23 protein-coding genes and 2 tRNA genes are annotated in these 25,830 nt (G+C 58.8%); 9 read left to right on the top strand and 16 right to left on the bottom strand.

Going from position 1 to position 25,830, the window contains the following annotated elements:
• Positions 1 to 152: 152 nt before the first annotated feature.
• The 4 genes from I6I94_RS07475 to I6I94_RS07460 all read right to left on the bottom strand — a co-directional run bounded on the left by I6I94_RS07475 (position 153) and on the right by I6I94_RS07460 (position 4,971).
• Positions 153 to 860, bottom strand: a complete 708-nt coding sequence (locus I6I94_RS07475; RefSeq protein WP_006887028.1) for a methionine ABC transporter permease — start codon at positions 858 to 860, stop codon at positions 153 to 155.
• Positions 861 to 1,874, bottom strand: coding sequence for a methionine ABC transporter ATP-binding protein (locus I6I94_RS07470; RefSeq protein ID WP_037236226.1), 1,014 nt, complete (start codon positions 1,872 to 1,874; stop codon positions 861 to 863).
• A 204-nt stretch (positions 1,875 to 2,078) separates the two neighbouring features.
• Positions 2,079 to 2,942: a MetQ/NlpA family ABC transporter substrate-binding protein gene (locus I6I94_RS07465; protein WP_006887089.1), complete on the bottom strand. Its 864-nt coding sequence runs from the start codon at positions 2,940 to 2,942 to the stop codon at positions 2,079 to 2,081.
• 292 nt (positions 2,943 to 3,234) lie between these two features.
• Positions 3,235 to 4,971 (bottom strand): long-chain-fatty-acid--CoA ligase, encoded by a 1,737-nt coding sequence (locus tag I6I94_RS07460; protein WP_128087128.1) that lies wholly within the window; start codon positions 4,969 to 4,971, stop codon positions 3,235 to 3,237.
• Positions 4,972 to 5,118: 147 nt separating this feature from the next.
• Here I6I94_RS07460 and I6I94_RS07455 point away from each other — a divergent pair, with 147 nt between their 5' ends.
• Genes I6I94_RS07455 through I6I94_RS07445 form a run of 3 tightly spaced genes read left to right on the top strand, consistent with a single transcriptional unit; the run spans position 5,119 to position 7,010 of the window.
• Positions 5,119 to 5,265, top strand: coding sequence for a hypothetical protein (locus I6I94_RS07455; protein WP_006887003.1), 147 nt, complete (start codon positions 5,119 to 5,121; stop codon positions 5,263 to 5,265).
• Positions 5,262 to 5,939, top strand: coding sequence for a sugar O-acetyltransferase (locus I6I94_RS07450; protein ID WP_201620567.1), 678 nt, complete (start codon positions 5,262 to 5,264; stop codon positions 5,937 to 5,939). Before I6I94_RS07455 ends, I6I94_RS07450 begins: the two co-directional genes overlap by 4 nt.
• Positions 5,940 to 5,996: 57 nt before the next feature.
• Complete coding sequence (locus I6I94_RS07445) at positions 5,997 to 7,010, top strand: YrzE family protein (protein WP_128087129.1); 1,014 nt, start codon at positions 5,997 to 5,999, stop codon at positions 7,008 to 7,010.
• Between the two features lie 107 nt (positions 7,011 to 7,117).
• Here I6I94_RS07445 and I6I94_RS07440 read toward each other — a convergent pair whose 3' ends face one another.
• The 6 genes from I6I94_RS07440 to I6I94_RS07415 all read right to left on the bottom strand — a co-directional run bounded on the left by I6I94_RS07440 (position 7,118) and on the right by I6I94_RS07415 (position 15,458).
• Positions 7,118 to 8,623, bottom strand: coding sequence for a dihydrolipoamide acetyltransferase family protein (locus tag I6I94_RS07440; RefSeq protein ID WP_201620566.1), 1,506 nt, complete (start codon positions 8,621 to 8,623; stop codon positions 7,118 to 7,120).
• A gap of 54 nt (positions 8,624 to 8,677) precedes the next feature.
• A complete protein-coding gene (locus tag I6I94_RS07435; protein WP_070448791.1) occupies positions 8,678 to 9,673 on the bottom strand; it encodes an alpha-ketoacid dehydrogenase subunit beta in 996 nt (331 codons plus the stop codon).
• Positions 9,674 to 9,675: 2 nt separating this feature from the next.
• Positions 9,676 to 10,842 (bottom strand): thiamine pyrophosphate-dependent enzyme, encoded by a 1,167-nt coding sequence (locus I6I94_RS07430; RefSeq protein ID WP_201620565.1) that lies wholly within the window; start codon positions 10,840 to 10,842, stop codon positions 9,676 to 9,678.
• Positions 10,843 to 11,169: 327 nt separating this feature from the next.
• Positions 11,170 to 12,306: a histidinol-phosphate transaminase gene (locus tag I6I94_RS07425; protein WP_201620564.1), complete on the bottom strand. Its 1,137-nt coding sequence runs from the start codon at positions 12,304 to 12,306 to the stop codon at positions 11,170 to 11,172.
• A gap of 99 nt (positions 12,307 to 12,405) precedes the next feature.
• A complete protein-coding gene (locus I6I94_RS07420) occupies positions 12,406 to 14,838 on the bottom strand; it encodes a hypothetical protein (protein WP_201620563.1) in 2,433 nt (810 codons plus the stop codon).
• A gap of 26 nt (positions 14,839 to 14,864) precedes the next feature.
• Positions 14,865 to 15,458: a glycoside hydrolase family 9 protein gene (locus I6I94_RS07415; protein ID WP_128087133.1), complete on the bottom strand. Its 594-nt coding sequence runs from the start codon at positions 15,456 to 15,458 to the stop codon at positions 14,865 to 14,867.
• Between the two features lie 344 nt (positions 15,459 to 15,802).
• Here I6I94_RS07415 and purB point away from each other — a divergent pair, with 344 nt between their 5' ends.
• Positions 15,803 to 17,239 carry an adenylosuccinate lyase gene (purB, locus tag I6I94_RS07410; protein ID WP_128087134.1) on the top strand — a complete coding sequence of 479 codons (1,437 nt, stop codon included), beginning with the start codon at positions 15,803 to 15,805 and terminating at the stop codon, positions 17,237 to 17,239.
• 332 nt (positions 17,240 to 17,571) lie between these two features.
• Here the strand turns inward: purB and I6I94_RS07405 are convergent, their stop codons facing one another.
• Positions 17,572 to 18,456, bottom strand: coding sequence for a di- and tripeptidase (locus tag I6I94_RS07405; RefSeq protein WP_126854584.1), 885 nt, complete (start codon positions 18,454 to 18,456; stop codon positions 17,572 to 17,574).
• Positions 18,457 to 18,731: 275 nt separating this feature from the next.
• Between I6I94_RS07405 and I6I94_RS07400 the strand changes: the two genes are divergently transcribed.
• Together I6I94_RS07400 and I6I94_RS07395 are read left to right on the top strand one after the other, a co-directional pair.
• Complete coding sequence (locus I6I94_RS07400; protein WP_126854585.1) at positions 18,732 to 19,829, top strand: EamA family transporter; 1,098 nt, start codon at positions 18,732 to 18,734, stop codon at positions 19,827 to 19,829.
• A 130-nt stretch (positions 19,830 to 19,959) separates the two neighbouring features.
• A complete protein-coding gene (locus I6I94_RS07395) occupies positions 19,960 to 20,991 on the top strand; it encodes an EamA family transporter (RefSeq protein ID WP_128087135.1) in 1,032 nt (343 codons plus the stop codon).
• 62 nt (positions 20,992 to 21,053) lie between these two features.
• Here I6I94_RS07395 and I6I94_RS07390 read toward each other — a convergent pair whose 3' ends face one another.
• Both I6I94_RS07390 and I6I94_RS11625 read right to left on the bottom strand, forming a co-directional pair.
• Positions 21,054 to 21,899 carry a spermidine synthase gene (locus tag I6I94_RS07390; protein ID WP_201620562.1) on the bottom strand — a complete coding sequence of 282 codons (846 nt, stop codon included), beginning with the start codon at positions 21,897 to 21,899 and terminating at the stop codon, positions 21,054 to 21,056.
• 9 nt (positions 21,900 to 21,908) lie between these two features.
• Positions 21,909 to 22,724, bottom strand: coding sequence for a DsbA family protein (locus I6I94_RS11625; protein ID WP_201620561.1), 816 nt, complete (start codon positions 22,722 to 22,724; stop codon positions 21,909 to 21,911).
• 152 nt (positions 22,725 to 22,876) lie between these two features.
• Here I6I94_RS11625 and I6I94_RS07380 point away from each other — a divergent pair.
• A tRNA-Thr gene (locus I6I94_RS07380) sits at positions 22,877 to 22,951 on the top strand.
• Positions 22,952 to 23,367: 416 nt separating this feature from the next.
• On the opposite strand, the gene I6I94_RS07375 is transcribed toward I6I94_RS07380, so the two are convergent.
• Together I6I94_RS07375 and I6I94_RS07370 are read right to left on the bottom strand one after the other, a co-directional pair.
• Positions 23,368 to 23,526, bottom strand: coding sequence for a hypothetical protein (locus tag I6I94_RS07375; protein WP_201620560.1), 159 nt, complete (start codon positions 23,524 to 23,526; stop codon positions 23,368 to 23,370).
• Between the two features lie 88 nt (positions 23,527 to 23,614).
• Positions 23,615 to 24,145, bottom strand: coding sequence for a DsbA family protein (locus tag I6I94_RS07370; RefSeq protein WP_201620559.1), 531 nt, complete (start codon positions 24,143 to 24,145; stop codon positions 23,615 to 23,617).
• Between the two features lie 152 nt (positions 24,146 to 24,297).
• Here I6I94_RS07370 and I6I94_RS07365 point away from each other — a divergent pair.
• Positions 24,298 to 24,372, top strand: a tRNA-Thr gene (locus I6I94_RS07365).
• A 180-nt stretch (positions 24,373 to 24,552) separates the two neighbouring features.
• Complete coding sequence (locus tag I6I94_RS07360; protein ID WP_128087137.1) at positions 24,553 to 24,744, top strand: hypothetical protein; 192 nt, start codon at positions 24,553 to 24,555, stop codon at positions 24,742 to 24,744.
• Between the two features lie 109 nt (positions 24,745 to 24,853).
• On the opposite strand, the gene I6I94_RS07355 is transcribed toward I6I94_RS07360, so the two are convergent.
• Complete coding sequence (locus tag I6I94_RS07355; protein ID WP_006887079.1) at positions 24,854 to 25,720, bottom strand: HpcH/HpaI aldolase/citrate lyase family protein; 867 nt, start codon at positions 25,718 to 25,720, stop codon at positions 24,854 to 24,856.
• Between the last annotated feature and the right edge of the window lie 110 nt (positions 25,721 to 25,830).

Here is a 25,830-nt window from a genome sequence, read left to right as displayed (position 1 = left end):
TCACATCCCAGCAAACGGGGCTTGTTGCAGGCAGATGTGAGGACTAAAACTGATGGCCCGTGAAACATGAGGTTTCACAGGCCATCAGTTTTTGTATTTACGGGCTAAAGCTTACCCTCCTGTCCGGGGAGGGGCCAGCGCCCAAGCGGCGTTTACCGGTGCAGCACCCGCTTCGCCAGGGTGTTGCCGATGAACTGCACCAGCTGCACCAGAATAATAATGACCGCAACAACCAGCCAGGTGATCTGGTCCTGGAACTTCTGGTAGCCGTCCACAATGGCGACCTTACCCAGGCCGCCACCGCCCACGTACCCGGCCATGGCGGACATATCGACCACGCCGATCACGATGAAGGTGTAGCCCAGGATCAGCGGCCCGAGCGCTTCGGGGATCATCACCGTGAACAGAATCCGCAGCCTGGAGGCACCCATTGCGCGGGCCGCCTCAACCACGCCCGGGTCGATGGAGACCATATTCTGCTCCACAATGCGCGCAATGGCGAAGGACGCGCCGAAACTCATGGCGAAAATCGCCGCGTTTAGGCCTAAACGGGTCTGTACTACCGCACTGGTGAGCGGACCCAAGGCGGCAATCAGAATAATGAACGGGATGGGCCGCACAATATTCACCAGCACGTTCAGCACTGCGTACACGAAACGGTTCTGGTAGATATTTCCTTCACGGGTGGTGTACAGCAGCGCACCCAGCAGCAGCCCCAGGAAACCGGCAATCACCATTGTGATTGCGACCATGTACAGGGTGTCGAAAATGGCGGGGACGAGGGTTTTGGGGATGAAAGTATCCCAGTTAACCGGCCTGGTGGAGGCCGCCAGCGGCGCAGTCGTCAGTAGTGCGTTCATTTAGCGCACCTCCTTCACGCGGGTCACAGTTTTCAGTTCGGCCACCACGGCGTCAATACTGGTGACCTCCCCCAGCAGTTCGAGGGTGAGCGTGCCGTAGGCTTTACCTTGCAGAGTCTCAATACCGCCCTGGACGATATTGAACCGTACCCGCCTCTCACTCAGGTATGAGAGCACCTTGCCGAGCTTCTGGTTGCCCTCAATAATTTCGACATTCACCAGGTAGCCCTTATGGTTTTTGCGCAGTTCGGCGGCGTCCTCACCGGTGGGAACCTGTTTGACGGTGGTGGCTACGAAAAGCTTGGCGACCTCAGTCTGCGGGCTTGAGAACACGTCGTAGACGGTCCCTTCTTCCACCACGCGGCCGTTCTCCATAACGGCAACCCTATTGGCGATGGAAGCCACCACATCCATCTCGTGGGTGATGACGACAACAGTGATCCCCAGCTCCTGGTTCACTTTTTTCAGCAGGGCAAGCACTTCCTGCGTGGTTTCGGGGTCAAGGGCGCTGGTCGCCTCGTCTGCCAGCAGCAGCGCCGGTTTCGTGGCCAGCGCCCGGGCAATACCTACACGCTGTTTCTGCCCACCCGACAGCTGACTGGGGTAGTAGTTGGCGCGTTCGGTAAGCCCGACAAATTCCAGCATCTCCGCGACACGTTTTTTCCGGGCGGCTTTATCCCACCCGGCGACCTTGAGGGGGAACTCAATGTTCTTGGCCACGGTACGGGAGTTCATGAGGTTGAACTGCTGAAAAATCATGCCGATATTGGTACGGACTTTTTGCAGCTCCAGGTCACGTTTACCGGAAATTTCGAAGCCGTCCACGGTGAGTGTGCCGCTGGTGGTGGTTTCCAAGCCATTAATGAGGCGCACTAGGGTTGACTTTCCCGCGCCAGAATAGCCGATAATGGCGAATATTTCGCCACGGTTAACGGTGAGGGAAACGTCATCGACTGCGGTAACGGCTTTTTTGCCTTTACCGAAAACTTTGGAGACGTGTTCGATAGTGACCATGGGTGTCAGTGCATCCCTGGGGTCTATCTGTTCGCTCAATGTACGCTCTCTTTGCTGTGATAGTGGCTGGTTCGGTCGGATGCGCCTGCCTCGGGGTGTGCCGGGGCGCATCCACCCGTCTACGGCAAAATGCGGTAAGCCGGGCACCCTGCGGGGTCGTTCCGGTTTACCGCTTCCGCCGTATGCTATCTTACTGCATTACACCTATTTCTTCAGCGCCGCCTCTTCGTTTTCGAGCGCTTTTTTCAGCTCATCCTGGGAGAGATTCACCTCAACTGCGGTGTTCTTGGAGTCTTCCTTCACGGCGTCCTGCACGGTCTTGCTGTGGAAGATTTCAACGACTTTCTTGTAGGTTTCGTCGTTGACCTTATCTTTCTGCGCCACGAACAGGTTCACGTACCGGCGGGCGTCGGGGTTGTTCGGGTCGTCCTGGGCGAGCGCATCGGAGGGGTTCAGGCCCGCATCCGCAAGGAAGGTGTTATTAATGACGGCGGCATCCACGGAGTCCAGGGAGACCACGGTCTGTGCCGCATCTACCGGGGTGACTTTCACCTTGGATTTGCCGGTGTCAATATCATTGTGGGTGGGGGTGTGCACCTCTGATTTGAAGGTGACCAGGTTCTGGGCCTTGAGCAGCAGCAGGGCACGGGCCTCGTTCACGCTGTCGTTCGGGATGGCGATGGTGCCGCCCTGAGGAATCTCATCTACCTTCTTGTGCTTCTTAGAGAAGATAGCCATGGGGTAAATATTGGTAGAACCCACGATCTGCAGGTCTTTGCCGGAGCTGACGTTATAGTTTGCCAGGTAGGCGATGTGCTGGAAGCGGTTCATGTCGTTATCGCCCGCGTCAACAGCCGGGTTGGGCTGGGCGTAGTCGGTGAACTCACTGTACTCAATGGTGATGCCCTGTTTGGCTGCTTCGTCTTTGAGCACCTGGTTCGCGGTTTCGTTACCAACCACGCCGATGGTGATCTTCTTGCTATCACCGTTACCGTTCGAGGAAGAACCGCAGGCGGCGAGGCTGAAGACAAGAGGTACAACTGCCAGTGCAGCAACAAATTTTTTCACGGCTATGAAACTTTCTGTTGTTTGGGTTTACGATGCGCCACCACGTGCACGGTTAAATTCCTGTGCGGGTGGTTCCCGGGGTTCCGGGAGGGGTGTTTACCCATTAGAGCATGCCCGGCTTACGCTTGGGTAGTCGAGGCATCACATGGCGAAACACAGGGTCACCCTCGCAATATTTCGTAACATTTCGGCGATACCGCACCCGGGCTTTTAGTACCCGCTCATTAACGGCTAAATCGCCGGAAAACCGGCGATTTAGCTATTACTGGGCGTGTCTCAGCACCCTGCGGCTCTAGTGGCTGAATTCTTCGCTGTTCAGCAGTTGCTCGCGTACCTTGCGGCGCAGAATCTTGCCGAGCATCGACCGGGGCAGGTCGTCCACCGCCACAATCTTGCGCGGCACCTTATAGCGGGTCACGCGCGCATAGCAGTGCTCGCGCAGCGCATGTTCATCAACCGCGTGTCCTTCGGCGGGAATCACGGCGGCGACCACCATCTCTCCCCCGCTGGCCTGCGGGATGCCCACGACCGCCGCATCCGCCACGGAATCATGCTGTTTCAGGGCGGTTTCCACTTCGGTGGGCGAGACGTTGAACCCGCCGGTAATGATGACTTCCTTAATACGGTCCACGATTTGAATGAAGTAGTCTTCGTCCAGGCGCACAATATCGCCGGTGCGCAGCCAGCCGTCAGCCGTAATGGTTTTCTGCGTGTCTTCCTCGCGTTTCCAGTACCCGGCGAAACATTGCGGACCGTAAACCCACAGCTCGCCCTCTTCGCCGAGCGGCACATCCTGAAGGGTTTCGGGGTCTACCACGCGAATATCGGTCGAGGGGAAGGGGATACCGATTGACCCGGCACGGCGCGTATCGTTGAGCGGATTGCATGAGACGAGCGGCGCGCACTCGGTCAGCCCGTACCCCTCAACCATGTACCCGCCGGATGCCTCCTCCCACTCTGCCACCAGCTCGGGCGGCAGGTTCATGGCACCCGAAACCGCATAGCGAACTCCCTGCAGCGAGATGCCCTGCTCTTTGGCGACATCCATCAGGCGGCGGTAGACCGGCGGTACTGCGGGCAGAATCGTGGGGCGGGTCTTCTTCATCGCCTTAATAATCAGACCCATATCGACGGTTGGGAAGAGCACCAGCCGGGCGCGGCACAGCGCCGCAATCGTTACGCCCAAGGTCATGCCGTAGGCGTGGAAGAGAGGCAGCACCGAGTAGATGCATTCGTCGTCGCTGGGTTTAATCCAGGCTTCGCCCATGCGCCCGTTCGATTCGAGGTTGCGGTGGGTGAGCATCACGCCCTTGGGCAGTCCGGTGGTGCCGGAGGTGTACTGCAGAAGCGCTACGTCGTGGGCGGTGGGCCGTTTAAAGTCGGGGTCGATCGGCGGGCTCTTGAGCAGCTGCGCCCAGCTGGTGGTTCCGGGGGCGGCTCCTTCGAGTTTTTCGCGGGACTCGCGTGCCTTTTTGATCGGCAGTTTGAGCGCTGCACGGGTGAGGGCAGGCATCGCTTTAATAAGGTTCACGGCGTAAATATGCGCCGGTCTGATGTCTGCGGGCAGGCCCGTAATATGCCCGGAAATCTTATCCCACACGATGGCGGCCTTCGCGCCGTGATCCTCAAACATGTGCCGCAGCTCGGCGCCGGTGTAAAGGGGGTTGTGTTCCACAACAATCGCACCCAGACGCAGAATCGCGTAGAAGGCAACAATATGCTGCGGACAGTTAGGCAGAATCAGGGCGACCCGATCCCCCGCCTGCACCCCGGCCAGGCGCAACCCTTCAGCGGCACGGTCAATCTGACTGCCAAGTTCGGCGTAGGTGGTGGTGGCCCCGAAGAATTCGAGGGCGACCTTATGGGGAACCTCGCGGACAGCATCATCAATCAGGTGGCTCAGCGAGGTCTCAGACAGGTGAACATCGGCGGCGACGCCGGGTGAATAATTTTTGAGCCAGGGGCGATGCGCCAGCGGGTTCTGCCCGGGCACATCCGGGGTGGCTATAGGGTTGTGTGCGTCAGTCATGTTCTGTATTGTGCCCTCTGCCGCCGCCCGGCTCAAGCCGCAAGGCCGCAATGGCAGATCATTGCCAGCAGGTTCACCGGATTCACCCAGACTCGCCCAAGCCGCAGAGGGTGGGCGTGCAGTGTATCTTCTGGGATACTTAACGGCATGAGTCAGAATTACTCAGATGAGGATTTTAAGAAGCTGCTGCGTGAAATCTCTAAACGTTTCGCCATTGCCGGGCTGGTGGTTATCGCCCTAGGCGCCGCCATTATCGGCTTCATGTACCTATTCTATGGGGGTATACATCAATGAGCCGCCACCAGCAACCGGCCGAGCACGGCCCCGTTTTTAAGCGCATGATCGCCGGCGCCCCCTACAAGCCTGACGCCGAATGCCACGCCCTTTCTGACACCATCTATGAGGCGACCAAACTCTTCGAACAGTACTATGCGCGCAGTGAGCACGCCCAGGCGATGCACGTGCTCCGTGAGCACCTTGGCGCGTTCGGCGCCGGGTCGTTTATGCGTCCTTCCGTGGCGTTCGACTACGGGGTGAACACGTTCATTGGCGAGGGATGCTTCTTCAATTTCAACACCGTGATTCTAGATGTGGCCCCCGTACATTTCGGCGACGGCGTGCTGGTTGGTTCAAACACCCAGTTCCTCACCCCCACCCACCCGGTGAACCCTCAAGACCGCAAAAACCTGTGGGAGGGCGGGCTGCCGATTACCGTGGGCGATAACGTGTGGATCGGCGGCGGCGCAATCATACTCGGTGGGGTGAGTATCGGTGAGAACGCCGTCATTGGGGCGGGGTCGGTAGTCACGAAAGATGTGCCCGCCAATGCGGTGGTCGTGGGCAACCCGGCGCGCGTGGTGCGCACCGTTGGCCCCGATGAGCACCCGGCGCATCCGCACCAGTACAGTGCACAAAGTATCGCTGAGGCGCAGGCGTTCTACGACTCCCTAACAGCCAGCATCGACTAGGCACCCACCAAACACACCAACCGCATCCCATCAGCAACCGACAGGAAACCAGGTTACGTGACCCCTAACGACCCGCACTCTCCCACGGGCGCACGGCCCGGCGCCAAGGCCCGGCGCGCAGCTGAACCGTATCAGCAGGGACGCGATCACGGTAACACTCAGGGCCTTGCATATGTTCATGAGCCCACCGTGGCGTTCGGTGACGATTTCGAGGCGCCCCAGCAGGCCCGCGCACCGCAGTATGACGATGATGAGCCCACACTCTCCCTTGGCGGCCGGTTCCCTAACGGGCATGAACCCGCACCTGAACAGTTCGGCTCTTCCGCGCAGAACGCGGCGGGGCCGGGAGTGGATGCTACCAGCGGCGACGAGGAGCTGGCCTGGCTTAATACCCCCACCACGGGCGCCCTCCACCCGGATGCTGCGCCCGCACCAGACCCGCACAACGCAAACCGCAGTGCTCCCCACGGCGGGCCCCCGGAACCTTTAGAGGCGTGGGAACAGCCACCGGAAGGCGTGGTTGCCATGGCTCCGCTAGAGGCGCAGCGGGAACACTTCGGGCGTTTGCAGGTGTTTCCGGGGCTCATGGGGTGGATGGTCGCACTCTCGGCTCTCAGCTTTTTCACCTGGCTGGCGGAAACCATTATGGTTCTCCCCACGGGTACGCTCACGCACCCCATAGCCGAAACCCTGCAACATTTTTCCGAGGGTGAGGCGGATGCGCTCACCTTTTTAATCACGGTGGGGGTGATCTACCTGTTGGCGTACCTCGCGGGAGGGTACACCGCCGGACGAATGGCACGGTTTGCGGGCGCTAAACAGGGTGTGTCGGTGTGCCTGTGGCAGATCCTCGGGTGCGCGACCGCCACGATTTTCACCTATGTCATGCCTCACGCGTTCTCCCCCGGCAGCTATTCGCCGCTGGCGGCCCAGCAGTTCTTTGGGGCGGGCACCATCAGCAACGGTATCCTGGCGCTTCTTAGCGTCATTGGGGTGTCGTTTCTGGGCGCTGTCCTGGGTGGGATGTGCGGCCGTATCTACCACCGCCGCGTGGAGAAATACCCCAAATAACGCCTCTCACAAGCGTATATGCTGAACTTAGAATAGAACTGGGGTTCGTAGCCGTATCGGTTACGAACCCCAGTTTTCGCACCCTATACGGGTGCGGGCGCCTGCGGCTAAATATCCAGCAGCATGGCCGGTTCCTCAAGGATGGCGGCAACATCCGCCATGAAACGCGCCGAGAGGTCACCGTCCACCACGCGGTGATCGAAAGAACCGCCCAGCGTGGTGACCCAACGCGGGATCACCTCACCATCAACCACCCACGGCTTCTGTTTGATCGTGCCGAAAGCAATAATCGCCACCTCACCGGGGTTAATAATCGGGGTGCCCGTGTCAATGCCGAGCGAGCCGATGTTCGTAATCGTCAGGGTCCCGTTCGCCATCTCGGCGGGCTGAGTCTTCCCTTCCCGCGCACGGGCGGTCAGGTTATTCAGGGCGATCGCCAGCTCACGCAGGGACAGCTCCTGCGCATCCTTAATGTTCGGCACCATCAGCCCGCGCGGGGTAGCCGCCGCAATACCAAGGTTCATGAAGTGCTTAATCTGGATCTCACTGTCCGTCCAGGTGGCGTTCACCTGCGGGTTCCGCTCGGCAGCCCAAATCACGGCGGCGGCAAGCACCAGCAGCGGGGTCACCTTAATCCCTTCAAAATGGCGGGACTTCTTCAGCCGCTTCACAAATTCCATGGTGCGGGAGGCGTCCACATCCACGAAAATCGAAACGTGCGGGGCGCTAAACGCCGAAGACACCATAGCCTTCGCAGTGGCCTTACGCACCCCCCGTACGGGGATGCGTTCAAGACGGTCACCGGGTACGCTCGGGGGCTGCCAGAACCGGCCGCCGGTTTCTTGCACATCGTTCAGGTGCGCCACATAGTCCAGCAGGTCCTGTTTCGTCACCTGCCCCCGCGAACCGGTCGCGGTCACATTCGCCAGGTCCACTCCCATTTCCTTAGCGGCCAGGCGCACCGGCGGGGCGGCAAGAGCAGGCCGATGCGGCACGGGGGCGGCAGCATCCTGCTCAAGTGCTGGGGCCTCGGCACCCTGTAGGCGCTGCCGCACAGTGTTCAGGGACGAGTTCAGCGGCGTGTTCTCCACGAATTTACTGGCCCGCTCCGCCCATCCGCTGAGCCCACCCAGCAGCCCGGCACGCGGCTCGGCGGAGGCGGGTGTGTGCCCCACCGGGGCGGGCTGCTGCGGGGCGGGGGTCGCCGGCTGCGGTTGGGCGGCAGATGCGGGGCGTTTACGGGCACGGCGCTTAACCGAGTCTGCCTTGGGGCCCGAACCAACGAGCGCCTGGTTACCGGTTTCCGCCTCGGGTGTTTCGGCAGCACCGGTATTAGCGCCGGGTGTGGTGGGGGCGGAGGAGCCAGCGCTTTCGCTGCTGCCCGCCACGGCGATAATGGGGGTGCCCACCTCCACCGTGTCACCTTCAGCAGCGAGCAGCTGCTCCACGCTGCCTTCATACGGTGAGGGGAGCTCAACCACAGACTTGGCGGTCTCAATCTCTACCAGCACGTCGTTAATGTGCACGGTGTCGCCGGGGGCAACTTTCCAGGCGAGAATTTCGGCTTCGGTGAGTCCTTCACCCACATCGGGTAGATTAAAAATCTGGGACATTAAACGCCTTTCACTAGTGCATATAGCCCGTAAAGAATACGCTGAGGGGTGGGTCTAGTACTCAAAGGAGCGGTCTACCGCCTCCAGGATACGGTCAATATCGGGCACGTATTCGTCCTCCGTGCGCGGTACCGGGTACGGCATATAGTAGCCGCCCACGCGCAGCACCGGTGCCTGCAGACTGTAGAAGCAGCGCTCGGTGATCGCGGCAGCAAGTTCGCCGCCCATACCCCCGAAGGTCGGCGCTTCGTGGGCAACGATCAGGCGTCCGGTCTTCACCACGGATGCGGCGACGGTGGGCACATCCATCGGGGAGATCGACCGCAGGTCAATGACTTCGATTGAGCGTCCATCTTCGACGGCAGCCTCTGCGGCGGCGAGCGCTACCGGCACCAGCGGACCGTATGCCACGATGGTCGCGTCTGTGCCTTCTCGCACCACCTGCGCCTGGAACGGATCAAAATCGGTGTCCGCAAAATTCACCTCACCCTTGAGCCAGTAGCGGCGTTTGGGCTCGAAAATAATTACCGGGTCGTCGCATTCAATAGATTTGCGGGTCATCCAATAGGCGTCATGCGGTGAGGACGGTGTTACGATGCGCAGCCCGGCGGTGTGCGCGAACAGCGCCTCGGGCGATTCCGAGTGATGCTCGACCGCCCCGATCACGCCGCCATAGGGAATACGGATCGTAACCGGAACAATATATTTTTTGTCGCTGCGGTTGTGGATTTTGGCGAGCTGGGTGGTGATCTGGTTGTAGGCGGGGAAGACGAACCCGTCGAACTGAATCTCGGCTACGGGCCGATAGCCGCGCATCGCCATGCCGATGGAGGTGCCCACAATACCGGCCTCTCCGAGGGGAGAGTCCATTACGCGTTTCTGCCCGTGCTTCGCCAGTAACCCTTCGGTTACGCGGTATACGCCGCCGAGTTTGCCGATATCTTCACCGATCAGCACGACTTTGCGGTTATCTGCCATCGCATCGTCGAGGCCGCGAGTGATCGCTTTCGCCAGGGTCAAGCGCTCAACCTGTGCATTCTGCTCGCTCATTCTTAGTCCTCCTCGAAACCTGCGACGTAGTTGCGGTAGAACTCGCGTTCTTCTTCTACCTGAAGGTGTTCTTCGGCGTAGGCGCGGTCGAAGAATCGGTCGAATTCATAGGGTTCGGAGGCAATCGCCGCCTCGCGCACCCCGTTAGCAAGTTCTTGTGCTTCTTCGGCGAGTTTTTCGAAGAAGGAGTCATCTGTGTGCCCGTTCTCGCGCAGGTATTTTTCCAGGCGAATCAGCGGGTCTGCGTTCAGACGCTGCTGGAGTTCTTCGTCGTCACGGTATTTGGTGGGGTCGTCGGCGGTGGTATGCGGGCCCAGGCGGTATGTTTCCGCCTCGATCAGTACGGGGCCTTCGCCGCGGCGGATTTTATCGAGTGCGTAGCGGGTGACGGCGAGGGTGCCGAGCACATCGTTGCCGTCAACGCGCAGCCCTTCAAAGCCGTAGCCTTGGGCGCGGGTTGAGATGGGCACACGCGACTGCACGTCGAAGGGTACCGAAATAGCCCAGCGGTTGTTTTGCACGAAGAACAGTACGGGGGCATCGTAGGATGCGGCAAAGACCATGGCCTCGTGGGCTTCGCCTTCGGTGGAGGAACCGTCGCCGAAGTAGACGCCGACGGCGGGTTTCACGGTGTCGTTATCGGGGTTGGTGGCCTGCCCTTGGCCTGTCTGCAGCTGCCCGGTTTCCGCCGCAATGTCGGCATCAAAGTTCAGGCCCATAGCGTAGCCGACCGCGTGCGGCACCTGTGCGGCAAGCACTTTGGTGTAAACATGGAAGTTATGTTTTTTAGGGTCCCACCCGTGGGTGTGGGAGCCGCGGAAAACCGTGATGAGTTCGCGGAAATCTACGCCGCGGGCGAAGGCGACCGCGTGTTCACGGTAGGAGGGAAAAATATAGTCGTTGGGGGCGAATGCCAGTGCGGAGCCGACCTGCGCCGCTTCTTGCCCGCGACTGGGCGCCCACAGAGCCATTTGCCCTTGCCGCTGAAGTGCCGTTCCTTCGTCGTCAATGCGGCGGGTAATGTACATCAGGCGGTAGGCTTCGCGAAGCTGTTCTGCGTCTACATCGTGCACATAAGAACTGAAGGTGGGGTTCTCGTGTACCTTGCCGTTCTCATCCATCAGCTGGATGCGTTCGGGTACTCCCGGATATTTTTCGTTCTCGTGCATCAATCCTCCACGCAGATACGAGCTGCCCTTCACGCCGGGCGCACGCAGAGAGTTTCGGCGCGCGGGGCGGAAGGCTTGGGCATATTTCCTCTTATTTTACTCCTCTTCACAGGAAACATCAGCGCGATGTAGCGTTTCTTAAGGTTATTCTTCCAGCATAAATGAGGCTCAGTCAGCGTGATTTTGGTTTTTCCAAGCAGCACCGCATAGGTTGAGAAATGGTGCTGCGTCGGCACGGTGAAGAGAGTGATTCACGAGCACTGTCGCCAAGGCCCCTGAGCTGAGGTTTTCCCACCCTCTTGGTGCATAGGCGCAGCGTTGCAGGGTCTAGACTCTGTGGGGAAACTGTTCACAGATGCTGATAAAACGGTCATTTGCCTCATCTTCGCCGATGCTCACCCGCACCCCTTCCCCATCGAAAGCACGCACCGAGAGGGCGTGGGAGGCGGCAAGCTTATTGAAAGCCTCGGTGTGCTCCCCCAAGGGCAGCCACACAAAGTTGGCGTAGGTTTGCGGGATGTTGTACCCCAGCTCGTGCAGTCGGGCAACCACACGTTCACGTTCAGCAACGATATGCCGCACCCCATCCATTACCGCCTCTTCATGTTCAATAGAGGCCACGGCTGCGGCTTCGGCGAGCGCGGTCACGGCGAACGGGGTGGCCGCAACCCGCAGGTACTGGGTCAGCTGCGGGTGGGAGACGGAGTAACCCACGCGCAGCCCGGCGAGCCCCTGTGCTTTGGAGAAGGTGCGCAGCACGATCACGTTCGGGTGGTCGTTGAGCAGGTTCAACCCGTTCACGGGGGCGTTTTGCCCGGCGGGCACGGTGGATGCGGTGCAGAATTCGTAGTATGCCTCATCAATGACGACCACCACGTTCTCGGGGATTTTGGTGAGAAATTCGCGCATCTGCGCCTCGGTGACGGCTGGCCCGGTGGGGTTATTCGGGGTGCACACCAGGATCACACGGGTTCTGTTGGTAACAGCCTGCGCCATGGCGTTCAAATCGTGCGCCCCATTGGGCAGGTTGGGGATTTGCACGCTTTTGGCGCCCAGCAGCCCCACCAGAATGGGGTAGGCTTCGAAGGACCGCCAGGCGTAGATCACTTCGTCTTGGGTGCCGTCGAGGCTGGCCCCGGCGAAGGCTTTGAGGATTTGGTTGAGTGCCCCCAGGCTTCCCGCGCCGGTCACAATATTGTGGGCGTCTACCCCCAGGCGGTGGGCGAGGGCGGTACGCAGCTTGGTGGAGAGCGGATCCGGGTAGCGGTGGGTGGCGTCGAATTCGGCGAGAATGCGCGCCACCTCAGGTATGGGCCCGTGAGGGTTTTCATTGGAGGAGAGCTTATACTGTTTCAGCCCCTCTACGGGCGTGGGAGGTTTACCGGCAGCATATTTGGGCAGAGACGAGAAGACGTGGCGCGGCTGGATAGCGGGTGTTTCGGGGGTGTTGCTGTGTTCGCTCATAGTCTCAGTATAGTGCCACACATCACGGCTGTGGTGTGGGGCTGCCCGCCGGGGCGCTCACAGTACTGGTTCTGTTCGCGCCCCGACGGGATGCCCGTTTTAGGCTGCCGCCCCTGCCAGTTCGGGGGCTGCCGCATTTTGGAGGAAGATAGGCCCGCCGTTGTCGGTGTTCGGGTTGTACGGCAGGTTGGCTACTTCCCCGCTGTCGGTGGCGGGGTCATAGGGCATGTAGGCGGGTCCTTGGGTCGGTTCTTCCCACTTGGCTGTCTCTAGGTCGCCAGCCATCATGTCGTCGGCACTGCCGCCAAAGGCTGCGGATGCGATCTGCTCAGCGACGGATACCTGCGGGGGCGTGTACCCGTTGTTGGGCTCCACCCGGGTGGGCATCTGCAGCGGCTCTTGCACCGAGGTATCGGCCGGGTTATACGGCATGTTGGAGGCTCCCACGTTATCGGTGGCGGGGTTATAGGGCATGGGCGTGTATTCCGGTTCCGCCGTGGGCGGGGTGAACTCTCCGGCTGGCGCCCCGGTGACGGCCTCACCGGCGGGTTGGGCAACCGGTTGCGCTGCAGGGGGCACGGTGGTGGCGGGCGCCTCAACTTGCGGGGGCGTATACCCGCCCTGCGGAGCTGCCGCCACCGGTTCAGGGGTCTGCACTGGCTGCGGAGCCGGGGCTGGTTCGGGTGCCTGCACCGGTTGGGGAACTGGAGTTGGTTCGGGTGCCTGCACCGGTTCGGGAGTCGGCGGGTCCGGGAGCTTAGTATCAGGCTTGTACGGCATAGTGGCGGCACCCACGTTATCGGTGGCGGGGTCATACGGCATAACATGCGGCTCGGCAGGGGCAGTGTCCGGGTTGTAGGGCATAACGTGCGGCCCGTCCGAAGCGTCAGCACTATCAAGCTGGTCCATGAAGCTCTCCGCCCCCGCCGAATTAGCGTCCTCTGAGGAGGCGATCCCAAGGTTCTCCGCCAGCTGGCGGCCTACCCCCTCAACCATTTGAGTCGGGCTCACACCAGACCCAACGACCCCTGAGGATTCTACGATATCTGACCATGACAAGCTGCCCTGCGGGGCGGAAGGCGTAGCCCTTTGGGAACTTTCCGCGAAGCTCTGTGACGGCTGCGGTGGCCTCAAAGTTATCGCATCCTGGTATCGCTCTACAAGGCTGTCGCTCCTCATATTCGGTGTGGAGGCAGAAGACTCCCCAGCTTCCTGGTCACGATACCGAGGGTCTAGAATATCTGGAAGCCTCTCTCCCCTGGCATAATCTGCGCCCGCTTGGTGAATATGAGCATTGGCGCCCTCGGCCTTAGATGTGATAATAGCTTCTTCATATCGCCCAATTTGCATCGCACTGTTTGCCAGGTCTGATGTGCCATCGGGCATTGTCGAGGCAGAGTACACGCCGATCTGCTGCGCTTCGTAGTCCCCGTTGCTGAAGAAATCTTTAAGCTGTTTAAGGTCTTTGTGCCCTTTCGGGTTGTCGTTCAGCGCCTTCTCGTATTCCACGGCGGCATGCCCATCCATACCCGAGTTAGAGGTGTTAATGACGGTGTCACGCTCATCCGGTGTCCACCCTTTTCCCTTCTTCCGGGGCCCCAAGGAATCTGGTACAGGCTCTTTACCTTCCACGTATGCGACGCTGAAGTCGCGTCGTTTTGCTGGCAGGCCGCTCAGTGGCGACCCCTCCGTATAAACACCTTTAACATTGTATTTTTTGGCGAATTCTGTGCTGTTGGCGGTGTTGTAGGCGATCATACCGCCTTGGCTGTGGCCCATGAGGAAAACCTCGGAGCCGGGCTCGGCACCTGCGTCTTTCAGGGCTTGGTCTATCATTTTCTGTTGGGGGGTCAGTTCCCCGTCTTTACCTCCGCTTTCGCGAATCGCGTTATCCCACGAGTGGGGGTCGCCATTGCGGTTATTGGAGTCGGTTCCGGGTATGACAACCACATACCGTTTCTGCCCCGTATTTTTATCTCGGTAGGGGATAACAGTGATGGCTCCCCGGTCGGCGTATTGTTTGCCCTGGTGTGTTTTGTCCACTTCGTCGGCTTCACTGCCCGTCTTGTTAATATATATGGAGGCATCGTGAGCAGACGTTGGCGTTTTTTTATTGTTATCAGGTTTAGGGGCGTCAGCGGAGTTAGGGTCAATAGTTTTAACACGTTCAAAGGAGAAAAGCTCTTTGCCATAGAATACCCGTGCGCCAAACTTTACTGCTTCCGCACCATCACGGAGCATGATTCCTGCTTTGGCCATTTCGTCTGCTGCCCAATAGCCTCCGTACGCCCCAAGTACTTTCCTAGCCATATTTGCATATGTGCCTGAGTACGTGGCAAGTTTCGCGGAGGTTCCTGCGGCACGGGCTGCGGCGGAGCGGCCATGTGCACTCATTGCCAGGTGCGCAAGGATACCGGTCCCTGCGGCCCCAACCGGCATCACCATTGCCCCGCAGTCGTAACCAATATGCACAAGCCCTTCGGCGATGCGCGGCAGCTCTTCAAGTTCAACGTCTATGGTGCGGTTACCCATGATTTTCTCCTACGTGTTTCGTGTTTTTAGTGCGGCATGAGCGAGCCGAGGCCCTGTAGCATTTTGCTGCCGTTATCCGCGAGGGCGTTAAGCGTATCCTGGGCGCCACCGATACCCGATTTTTTAATAATGTCGCCTATCTTATCGGCTGCATCTGCCGCCCCGTGGGCGAGTGAATGCAGTATGGAGTCCACCTGGTTTGCCGCGTTGTTAATGGCCGCGCTCTGTGCCTCGAGGTTCTGCGCGATTTCCTCACCAGCTTGCAGTGCTTCTTGGGCGGCTGTGCGCAGTTCGTCGCGGGAATGTTCGGCGTCTTTCCGGCGGTTTTCCAGCTGTTCTCGGTATTTCTGCCCGGATTCTGATTTCCAGGATTCGTTGCGCATACTGTTGGTGCGGTTGCAGAGTTCGTCGAGAGTTCCGGCGTGTTTCATGAGCTCGTCATGGTATTCCTTCCCTTTCTGCCGGATTAGTTGCGCACCAGCGCTGAGCCCTGCGGCAATATCTTTGGCGGCTTTGGCGCCGAATCCCATGTCGCCTGCGGCCCGCAGAATGTCGGTGGGGTTTGGTGGTGCGGGCGCTGGTGACGGGGCGGGGGCAGGGGCTACTGTTGGTGGTGCCACGGTACTCTCCTTAGTGCTACGCTCAAATCTTTAAAAACACCATATGATACCTTTTGATATATTTTGCGAAATTTAGAGTTTCCTGTGGATAAGTAGATGGCAGGGTCACCACAATAAGTTTTCCACAGGATTTTCCGACTTACCGGGCTTCTTATACACACCTAATATGAACAAATATTACGAAAATGCACTTTTATGGCCGTTTTGACTTCTACCAATACCAGTTCCGGAAGGTACCCCACCCACCGCTCTACGCGTTATCTTGCTAACTATTTGGCGAAGCACCGAAAGATTCTGCCCGCCCAAACACACTGCATCCCAGCACCGCGTGTCAAAATAGAAGCATGTCTCACCTTGAAAACACACTGCCCTCCGGGCGTACCGACCTTTCCGCCGGTACCCTTGCACTTGGCCCTCTCGATGGGCGTTACGCCCCTGTGACCGCGCCTTTAACGAACTACCTCTCCGAAGCCGCGCTGAACCGCGACCGCATCCATGTGGAGATCGAATGGTTCATATACCTGTGCGAGCACGCCGTTCTTCCCGGGCTCACGCCGCTCACCGATGAGCAGAAGTCCGGCTTGCGCGCTATCGTGACCGAGTTCAACACCGATTCCGTCACCGAACTCGCCGAGATTGAGGCGGTCACTGTTCACGATGTGAAGGCCGTCGAGTACTATATCGGCCGCCGCCTCGAAGCGCTGGGGCTGGGGCATCTGGTGCCGCTCGTGCATTTTGGGTGCACCTCCGAAGATATTAATAACCTCTCCTATGCCCTGGGTATTAAGGACGCGGTCGAGAACGTATGGCTTCCCGCCGCCCGCGATCTGGTGCAGGTTTTGCTGGATCTCGCAGAAACCGGCAGGGATGTTCCGATGCTCTCTCGCACGCACGGCCAGCCCGCAACCCCCACCACGCTGGGCAAGGAAATGGCTGTGCTGGCGTACCGTTTGAAACGCCAGATTTCCCATGTTGCCGCTACCGAGTTCCTGGGCAAGATTAACGGCGCGACGGGCACCTATGCGGCGCATTACGCCTCGGTTCCGGGGGCTGACTGGCAGGCTATTTCGCGGGGTTTCGTGGAGCATCTGGGGCTTAGCTGGAACCCGCTGACCACACAGATCGAATCGCATGACTGGCAGGCGGAGCTGTACTCTGATGTGGCGCATTTCAACCGTGTGCTGCATAATCTGTGCACCGATGTGTGGAGCTATATTTCGATTGGTTTCTTCCGCCAGATTCCGGTGGCTGGCGCGACGGGCTCGTCGACAATGCCGCATAAGGTGAACCCGATCCGCTTCGAGAATGCGGAGGCTAATCTTGAGCTCTCCAATGCGATCTTCGATTCGCTGGCGTCCACGCTGGTGACTTCGCGTTGGCAGCGTGATTTGACCGATTCTTCGGCGCAGCGCAATATTGGCGTGGCGTTTGGGCATTCGGTGCTGGCGATTTCTAATGTGATTAAGGGTCTGCAGCGCCTCGATATTGCCGCCGACGTTATTGCCGCCGACCTGGAGTCCAATTGGGAGGTTCTGGCGGAGGCCATTCAGATGGTTATGCGCGCGGAGGCGATCGCGGGCACCCCCGGCATGGAGAACCCCTATGAGCGTCTGAAGGAGCTTACGCGCGGTCATCGGGTGGATGCGGTGCGCCTCAAAGAATTTGTGGGCACCCTGGGTCTGTCTACCGAGGCGCAGGAGCGGCTGTCAAACTTGACCCCGCATACGTACAACGGCATCGCCGCGCAGCTGGTGGATCACGCGAAAGATGCGCAGGGCTAATTCGGCTCCTTTCCCCCGCTCTCTACGTTCTAAAAAGGCTCTTTATTCCAATAAAGCGGTTTTTCCAATGCTTTATGTGAATAAAGAGCCTTTTTACGGTTCCGGCAGGGTCTACAGAACACCCATTTATTCGCCAGTTTTCCATCTCAACACAAAAAGTTGTTAGATTAAGGATGCTCTAATCTAACAACTTTTCGCACTTTGACGGAAAACTGTTAGATTAGCACCCCGCTAATCTAACACTCTCCCGTATATATCTCATGAAAACCGCGGCAAAACGGGCACTCTTACCCGCGAAATACCGGCGGGCAGAGGTAAGAAGCTAGTTTCTTCTAGTCCCCCATCGTCTTGCGATGCTGCGCGCCGGGGTTTTGCAGCCCGTGCGAGTGCACATCGTGGTTTTTGGTGTCGGCCTTGTTGCGTTTGAACCGGCCGGTCAGCGCCCGCCGTGCCTTCGAGGGGCCTTTACCCTCATTTGCGTCATCAAATTTGGGGGCGCGCGGTTCGACCATGAGCTCTAAGGGGAAGAACGGCGGGGCGTCACCGAATGCTTCCCGAGTGTTCTTCACGACGTCTTTGCCAAGGCCGTAGTTCGCGCCGCCACCGACCACAGCACCCACCCCGAACGGCAGGGCGCGGCCTAAGAACGCGCCGGTTTGGCGGGTCAGGAACCGTTTAATGAACATATTGCGGATTGCCCGCTCTACGCTGAACATTTTGCCAGAGGATTTACCGCCCAGCAGCATCCCCCAGCGGCCCGAGACACCGGTGGCTTTGCCGGTCTGCAGCAGCACGGTGTTCATCAGCTGTGAGCCTTCCTCACCGAGCATAATCGCCATAACCATTGAGCGGGCCAGGTCGGGGTCTTTCACGTGCACACCGTGCAACTCGGCAACTGCCTGCGCGTACAGGGCGGTCCTTTCCAGGTATCCGCCCACCGCGAGCGCTGAAAGCCCCATTGAGGTGACGGTGCCGATTCCGGGCACGAACGCGGAGGCGCCGGTCACCCCGCCGATTGCGGTCACATCCCGCAGGTACTGCCTGTCGAGGCGGCGCAGTATCTGTTCGGGGGTTTCGTGCGGGTGCGCGGCACGGAGTTTCTTCACCATAGACAGCGCGAGGGGGCGCTGTAGGCGTAGCACAGTATCGAGCGCGTTGGTGAGCGCGGGACGGGGGTTGCCGTCATTGTCAAAAAGTGACTTTTTAGCGTCTAGCATGTTCACCAGTAAAGCATGTTTGGCTGAGTGTTTGATGTGGGGTGCGCGCATGGCGAACCCGTAAACCCGGAGGTTTACCGGTGTGCGCACCTGTGTTTTTCGGGGGACGCCACGCCAGCGTCATTAGTTTACGGTCATTAGTACACTTACAACCTGTTAGCGCGTAGAATTGAGCTAGATTACATGACGCACACAGGGTGATGCCCGCAGTTGAGCATCCCACACCCCGCGGCTGGGGCGCACCGGCCGCGGTTTTCTGAACGTAAAGGAACTATATGTCTGCTCCCGCTTCGGCTTCAGCACCAGCGCGTTCTCCCCTGGCGACGCAGGGTTTGGGCATGGCGTATGCCATTGGTGCCATTATTTCAATGCAGTTCGGTTCGGCGCTGGCTAAAACTATGATGGGTGATTTGGGCGCATGGGGTGTGGTCACCCTGCGCCTGATTACGTCTTCACTACTGCTGTACGTGTTTTTCCGCCCGCAAGTTCGTCAATGGACGCGCCCGCAGTGGATAGCCGTGACGGTTCTTGGCGTGGCCTTATTTGGTGCTAACGCGTTTTTCTATGTGGCTATCCAGCAGGTACCGCTGGCAATCGCGGTCGCTATTGAGTTCATGGGCCCGCTGGTACTGGCGACTGTGCTCTCACGCCGCAAACTGGATTTGGTGTGGGTGGCACTTTCGTTCACGGGCATGGCGGTGCTGACCGCCGACTCGCAGGCCAACCCCGAGGATTTTGCGCTGGCTGGCGTGTTCTTTGCGGTGCTGACCGCTATTTCACGTGCCGCCTATATTTTGGCAACGGAAAAGGTGGGGGCGAGTATCCCCGGCATGGGCGGTATGGTGATGGGCAATATTGTCTCTACCCTGCTGGTGCTGCCGTTCCCGTTTTTCATCACCGGCAACCATCTTGAGAAGGCTATCACCGACCCGGCGCTTCTGGGCTTGGGGTTCGTGATGGGCCTGCTTGCGTCGGCTCTGCCAGCGCTTGGTGAGGTTTCGGCGCTGCGTATGCTCCCGTCGAATGTGTACAGTGTGGTGCTTTCGCTGGAGCCAGCGTTCGCTGCTATTGTGGGTATTTTTATGCTGGCCGAGAATACGGGGTTGATACGGTGGGCGGCGATTGCCCTGCTGATTTCGGCGAGTATCGGCATCACTCTGTCACATGCTAGGGCTGAACGTGCGGCTCTTGCAGCGGGTAAACGTGAGTCGATCGAACCGTACCTGCCGGGTGCTGTGGATAATATTGGTGCCGGTATAGCGCAGATGACTGGTGCGATTGAGCTGCCCACCCCTGAACAGGTTGCGGCCGATAAGGCGCGTCGGCAGGATACCGCTGGAAAAACCCATCCCCGTACCGGCGAGGAGGGCTAACGCACAGCATTCCATCTATTGAGATGCACGCCACAGGCAAGTAGAATGTGGGCGGCGGTACCGAATACTATCGGTGTACCGTCGCCCTTTGCCGTGATTCGTGCACCCTAGCGACTGTGAGGAGCCAGCAATGACCCCAGGTACCACCAGGCACAAGCGCCCCACCGTCGGCATCATTTTTGTGATCATCTCGTGCCTTTCTCTGCAATTCGGCGCGGCTTTCGCGGTGCACCTTTTCCCGCTTTTTGGTCCGTGGCTCGTCACAGTTCTGCGCCTGCTTCTCGCCGCGATCACGGTGGGTGCGGCGGTCTGGATTGCCGGGCGCTGGCGGGCGCATCGGGCAGGTGCACAAACCGCATATATGGCAGTACCCGCAAAAACATCCGACGGGTTCTTAGGCTGGTCTTCCCGCCAGTGGCGTGCCATGCTCATTTTTGGTGTCACGCTCGGGCTCATGAACGGCTTCTTCTACAATGCGCTGGCTCGCATCCCGCTCGGGCTGGCGGTGGCGGTCGAGTTTACCGGTCCGCTCGTACTAGCCTCTATCCTCACGCGGCGTAAACGCGACCTAGTGTGGGTATTCTGCGCGGCGGCAGGCATGGCGGTACTCGGCTTCGAGGCGGTACACGGGCAGGAAACAGACCTGCTGGGCGTACTATACGCCCTGATCGCGGGCGCATTCTGGGCACTCTACATTCGCTCAAGCGCCTCGGTCGGCGAACTCGTGCCCGGTGCAAGCGGACTCGCCGTAGCAATGGCCGTGGGAGCCATCTGCGTGGTCCCCGAGGCCCTGCTTTTCCCCGGCCCCGTAGCGCTCTGGAGCGTTACGCACGATACCCAACTGGTGCTCTTCATTATCGGAACTTCCCTGCTGGCATCGGTCGTACCGTACAGCAGCGAGTTGGCAGCTCTGCGGCACCTTCCCGAACAGGTCTTCAGTGTGCTTCTCAGCCTGGAACCGGTGATTGCGGCGCTCGCGGGGTGGGCGCTGCTGGGTCAGGAAACCGGTCTGATGCGCTGGGTTGCGATTATCCTGCTGATCACGGCAAGTATTGGAATTACCCAAACGACTGGGGGTTCGGTGCCTGCGGACGAAACTTCGGATTCTTATCGGAGGAACGAGCCTCCCGAGCATACCTCTCCCCTGCCGCTGCCGGAATAAGCCACAGGATACTACGCTGCGTGCCGGGTCGGTTTCTGCGGCGAACGGCATTTCGTAGGCGGCTATTGCCCGGCCAGGTACCCCAGAAAATCCCACAGCTCTTCGGTACCCAGTACTTCCGCCGGATGCGGCCCCCGCGCGAACAGCGCATCGGCTGTGTCTTCGTCGAGTTCGCGTGCAGTTGCGATCAGCACCAGGTTCCCCTCGTGTTCACCGCTTAGCATGGAAGAATCGCACAGGCACCACACATGCTCGAACGTGTCCAATAGGGCGCGTGCCTGCCCCTGAAAGAAGGGCAGCCCGGCATCATCGCCCACGTTCACAGCGAGTACCCCGCGAGCGCTCAGAAGCTCACGCAGCTCGGCGTAGTAGTTGGCGTTGGCAAGGTGCGCGGGTGCATCCATGCCCGTAAAAATATCAAGAATAATGGCGTCGATCCCGCGAAAAACACCGCCGTCGGATGCGGCATGAGCACCGAAAAGCGCGGGAATCTCGGGAAGCACGGCGCGCGCATCCGAAACCACGAACTTGCACCGGGTACCTGCGGGCAACGGCAGCACCTCGGTCACAAACCCCATCAGCTGCGGCTCATAATCGACGGCCACTTGCGAAGAACCCGGGCGCGTGGCCTGCACATAGCGGGCAAGCGTGAGCGCCCCGGCCCCCAGGTGAAGAGCTGTTACGGGTTCGCGCGGCGGTGCGAGTACATCCAGCACATTGGCGATGCGCCGCAGATACTCGTAAAACACGACGGTCGCATCAGCAGCATCAACATGGGATTGTTCGGCACCACCGATGTCAAGCACATAGCCGTGTTCGCTGAATCCGTCCTCAAAAATGCGGGCGCGCTGACCGCTCACACTCAGATGAACGCCCAGCACGGCACGCTCTCGCTGTCTCTCATCCATCACGAAAGACTAGCCCAGCCCTGCGGCTTTCTTGAATTCTTTAGCCATATCCTCGGCGGAGGTTGAAGAGTCCACATTCTCAAGAGGCTTATCATTCACCACGAATTGGGGGGTGCCCTTCACACCGATCTTATGGCCGTACTCAAAATCGCCCTTGACCAACTCAAGAGTTTTGGGATCAACCAGATCGGTCTTGAACTTCTCTGTATCCAGCCCAAGTTCCTGAGCATAGCTGAGGAAAAGTCCCCTCAGCTCAGTCTGTTTGTCGGTAATACCTTTCCAACTGTCCTGAGTTTGAAAGAGCTTATTCGCCATCTCCAGGTGTTTACCCTGAAGTTCTGCTGCCTGCACGGCCTGAGCGGCGGGTACGGCGTTCTTGTGGGAAGACAATGGCATATTGCGCACGGTTACGTTCATGGTGCCCTCAAGGTCCTTGGCGACCTTCTCATAGGTGGGCTCAGCCTTGGCGCAGTAGGGGCACTGGTAGTCGGTGTACAGGGTCACGGTGGGCGCACCCTGTTTGGGGGTGTTGAGGTGGTACCCGGCATCGTCACGTTCACCAACTTTGGTGGCGGTTATTTTGGCGGAGTCACCCGAGGCTGAAGCCGAACCGGATGCGCTTGCTTCTCCCCCGGCGCTAGCACTGCCGGAAGCACCACCAGAGGGAGCGCTGCTTGCTGAGCTGGCATTAGAGCTTGAACTACCGCTTGCAGATGAGCTTGACCCGGAACTGGAAGAGCCGCTAGAGCACGCAGCAATAGCCACCAACGCGGCGGGTGCCCCAAGCGCGAAAAGGGTGCGGCGGGTCATGGGTGATTGCGTCATTTCTGTTTCCCTTCAGGGCTATTGGTAATAATTTCTATCGTCCCACACATTAGGGCCGATTTCTTATTCTTGTGACGGTTCGCGCATCTGCACCTCTCTCTGTTACTATTAGCGATGTGTGTTTGCCTGGTATAGCGCCGGGCATCCAGTACGCCTCCTTAGCTCAGGGGTAGAGCGTTTCTCTCGTAAAGAAAAGGCCGTGGGTTCGAATCCCACAGGGGGCTCCATTCGCACGTCACTCTGAATACAAGTAATCCCGGCCCGGCCGGTAGGTATCCAGGGTGGCGTTTTTGCTGTTTTGGCGCGGTTTTTGCAGGGCTCGGGTACTCGGTCGGCAGCGGCCCGGCCTGCGAGCGTCCCTGAGGCCCAGAGAGTGCCTTCCGAGCTACGGCACGGCAACCCGGTCAGGGGAGGTTTCGTCGCCGGTTGCCACCAAATGGGACAACCTCATATCAAAAGGTTTACGGTGTTTGGCTGAGACCTATGCGTGAGCGGGAATCCAGCGGACTACGACACGGAGATCATCCGGGACCACCGATATCAAGCACATAACCGTACTCGCTGAATCCTATCCTCAAAAATGCGGGCGCGCTGACCGCTCACACGCAAGTGAACGCCCAGCACGGCACACTCTCACTGTCTTTCATCCAAAACGAACGAACCAGCTCAGCCCTGCGGCTTTCTTGAATTCTTTGACCAGATATTCAGCGGGGGTTGAGGACTCTACGTTCTCAAGAACCTTGTTATAATCTATGTTCTCAAGAATCTTGTCATTAACCGTGAATTCGGGGGTACGAACCATCCGGAGATCTAGGAAGGCATGTTTCTGATCAGTATGGAGCAGATCGGCTATCGACTTGTCATCCATAGTTTTGTCAAATTTATCAACATCAAGGCCAATTTCTTTCGCGTAACCTTTGAGTTTTACACGCAGATTTCCAACGGCACTCCCCCCTACGATACCGTTCTTCATGGGTTTCACAGAGTTTACGCGCCATAGCTTGGTGTTTACCTTGTACCTCAGCGGCCAGCACAGCCAACGCCGAATCGCGCGCATAACCACTATTCGGCGACGGGTAATGGCGCACGGTCACATTCATGGTGCCCTCAAGATCCTTAGCAGCCTTCTCATAGGCGAGTTCGGCCCTAATGCACTCGAAGACTTCGTAGTCGGTGTACAGGGTCACGGTCGGGGCACCATCTACAAGTTTGTTCAGATGGTACCCGGTGTCATCACGTAACTTAGTCTCCGTGATTTCGGGCCAGTTGAAAGAAACCACTCTGTCAGGCGTAGAAACACTCTTACTGGTGGTGGAATTACTGGTACCGGAAGGACTTTTAGAGCATGCAGCAATAGTCACCAGCGCGGCGGGTGCCCCAAGAGCGAAAAGGGTGCGGCGGGTCATGGGTGATTGCGTCATTTCTGTTTCCCCTCAGGGATATTGGTAATAATTTCCATCCTCCCACACATTGGGACCGATTTCTCATTCATGTGACAGTTCACACACCTGCACCTCTCTCTGTTACTATTAGCGATGTGTGTTTGCCCGGCATAGAGCCGGGCATCCAGTACGCCTCCTTAGCTCAGGGGTAGAGCGTTTCTCTCGTAAAGAAAAGGCCGTGGGTTCGAATCCCACAGGGGGCTCCACGAGTAAAGTCCCGTGCATCCTACACATGGTTAGGGTGCACGGGACTTTGTTGTACACACTCCATGCTGTTTTTCATTCCCAACTTCTGCTAGTAAATTCAGCCCGTTACCGCTGTCTCAACGCGGTAGGGATGTGACCCCGTACAATGGGGAGCAGACACTATGTGAGAGGAGACCCGGATGCGCCCGAAGAGAAACTCGCGATTCGGCCTTGTTTTTGTCCTGCTTCTGGTGCCGTGCTGCGCGCTGTGGTTCTTCTACCGCTCGGTTTTTCAGGACGATACGATTCTTGTGGTGCCGGTAGTGCTGGGGCTCATCACCTCGTACCTGTGCGCTTATGCCCTCACCGGCGGGAAAGACCCCTATAACTGACCCGCCGCCTCCGCGTGGAGGCGTGAGCGCCCCCGGGAAGAAAAACATTAGGCTGCTTCTGGCCGCGAAGTTTTCTTTCCGGGGGCGTCGTGTTTATAAGCCCTGATAGTTAGGCGCGTTTTTCGCCCTCAAGTTTGCCCCACAGCCCGTACACTCGGGCCAGTTCCGCAACCTTTTTCGCGCGCAAGAAACGCGGCATGTATGAGCCATCTTTGGGCCCGTCCAGCGGCACGTCCAGCAGGGAATGAGCCCACTGGATTTCATCTTCACTGGGTGAGAGGGCGTGGTTAATCGTATCGGCCTGCCCCACATCTAGGGTGAGTTTTCCGGTCATGCCGTGCACGGTGCCGTGCTGGCAGGCGGTCACAAGTTCCGCCCCGCGTTTGCCGAGAGTTGGCCCGTCGATCGGCCCGGGCAGCCCACCCAGGGTCGAGGCGATCACCAGTTGCGAGCGCACGTAGGCTAAGGCCATCGGGTCGTCGGATGCGCCGGTGTCGCGGCGGTAGTCTCCCACCCCGAAGGCTAGGCGGAAAGTGCCGATAGCGCTGGCAATTTTCACGGCGTTGTGCACCCCAAGGGCTGACTCAATGAGAGCAATAATGGGGGTTCCGGTTGGTAGTGCGGCGGCGGTGCGGTCAATGTCGGTGGAGTGTTCGGTGGTTGCGAGCATTACCCCGCGCAGGCCTTTGACACCGCTAAGGGCTTTGACGTCGTTCCACCAGTGTTCGGTGGTGATGGCATTAATGCGCACCCATGCGCGGGCTTCGGTGTTGAGGATTTCGACGACCCTTTTGCGGGCTTCGTCTTTTTCGTCGGCTGGGCATCCGTCTTCGAGGTCTAAAATGACGGAATCGGCTTCGCTTTCAAAAGCGGCTTCCATAGTCGCTTCGTCTGAGTTGGCACGTACCAGTAGCCAGGATCGGGAGAGGCTGGGTCGTAGGGCCATGGCGCGTTCATTGCGATGGTAGTCGTACATGGTGTTTTCTTTCCCAGTGAATATGAAGTTCGAGATTTCAGTGTATTATTCGCCTCACCCACCTACCTACTGAGGTGAACCTTAGCCACTGCTGGCAGCAGTGGATGCTG

This window comes from Rothia aeria (assembly GCF_016726365.1).
Classification (GTDB): Bacteria; Actinomycetota; Actinomycetes; order Actinomycetales; family Micrococcaceae; genus Rothia; species Rothia aeria.
This window is presented reverse-complemented; position numbering and strand designations above follow the sequence as displayed.

Excerpts from the sequence above, each read along its gene's own strand:
- I6I94_RS07475 (WP_006887028.1), bottom strand. The coding sequence starts at position 860 with ATGAACGCACTACTGACGACTGCGCCGCTGGCGGCCTCCACCAGGCCG.
- I6I94_RS07470 (WP_037236226.1), bottom strand. The coding sequence starts at position 1,874 with ATGGTCACTATCGAACACGTCTCCAAAGTTTTCGGTAAAGGCAAAAAA.
- I6I94_RS07460 (WP_128087128.1), bottom strand. The coding sequence starts at position 4,971 with ATGACTGACGCACACAACCCTATAGCCACCCCGGATGTGCCCGGGCAG.
- I6I94_RS07455 (WP_006887003.1), top strand. The coding sequence starts at position 5,119 with ATGAGTCAGAATTACTCAGATGAGGATTTTAAGAAGCTGCTGCGTGAA.
- I6I94_RS07450 (WP_201620567.1), top strand. The coding sequence starts at position 5,262 with ATGAGCCGCCACCAGCAACCGGCCGAGCACGGCCCCGTTTTTAAGCGC.
- I6I94_RS07440 (WP_201620566.1), bottom strand. The coding sequence starts at position 8,623 with ATGTCCCAGATTTTTAATCTACCCGATGTGGGTGAAGGACTCACCGAA.
- I6I94_RS07435 (WP_070448791.1), bottom strand. The coding sequence starts at position 9,673 with ATGAGCGAGCAGAATGCACAGGTTGAGCGCTTGACCCTGGCGAAAGCG.
- I6I94_RS07430 (WP_201620565.1), bottom strand. The coding sequence starts at position 10,842 with ATGCACGAGAACGAAAAATATCCGGGAGTACCCGAACGCATCCAGCTG.
- I6I94_RS07425 (WP_201620564.1), bottom strand. The coding sequence starts at position 12,306 with ATGAGCGAACACAGCAACACCCCCGAAACACCCGCTATCCAGCCGCGC.
- I6I94_RS07420 (WP_201620563.1), bottom strand. The coding sequence starts at position 14,838 with ATGGGTAACCGCACCATAGACGTTGAACTTGAAGAGCTGCCGCGCATC.
- purB (WP_128087134.1), top strand. The coding sequence starts at position 15,803 with ATGTCTCACCTTGAAAACACACTGCCCTCCGGGCGTACCGACCTTTCC.
- I6I94_RS07405 (WP_126854584.1), bottom strand. The coding sequence starts at position 18,456 with ATGCTAGACGCTAAAAAGTCACTTTTTGACAATGACGGCAACCCCCGT.
- I6I94_RS07400 (WP_126854585.1), top strand. The coding sequence starts at position 18,732 with ATGTCTGCTCCCGCTTCGGCTTCAGCACCAGCGCGTTCTCCCCTGGCG.
- I6I94_RS07395 (WP_128087135.1), top strand. The coding sequence starts at position 19,960 with ATGACCCCAGGTACCACCAGGCACAAGCGCCCCACCGTCGGCATCATT.
- I6I94_RS07390 (WP_201620562.1), bottom strand. The coding sequence starts at position 21,899 with ATGGATGAGAGACAGCGAGAGCGTGCCGTGCTGGGCGTTCATCTGAGT.
- I6I94_RS11625 (WP_201620561.1), bottom strand. The coding sequence starts at position 22,724 with ATGACGCAATCACCCATGACCCGCCGCACCCTTTTCGCGCTTGGGGCA.
- I6I94_RS07375 (WP_201620560.1), bottom strand. The coding sequence starts at position 23,526 with ATGGTTCGTACCCCCGAATTCACGGTTAATGACAAGATTCTTGAGAAC.
- I6I94_RS07370 (WP_201620559.1), bottom strand. The coding sequence starts at position 24,145 with ATGACGCAATCACCCATGACCCGCCGCACCCTTTTCGCTCTTGGGGCA.
- I6I94_RS07360 (WP_128087137.1), top strand. The coding sequence starts at position 24,553 with ATGCGCCCGAAGAGAAACTCGCGATTCGGCCTTGTTTTTGTCCTGCTT.
- I6I94_RS07355 (WP_006887079.1), bottom strand. The coding sequence starts at position 25,720 with ATGTACGACTACCATCGCAATGAACGCGCCATGGCCCTACGACCCAGC.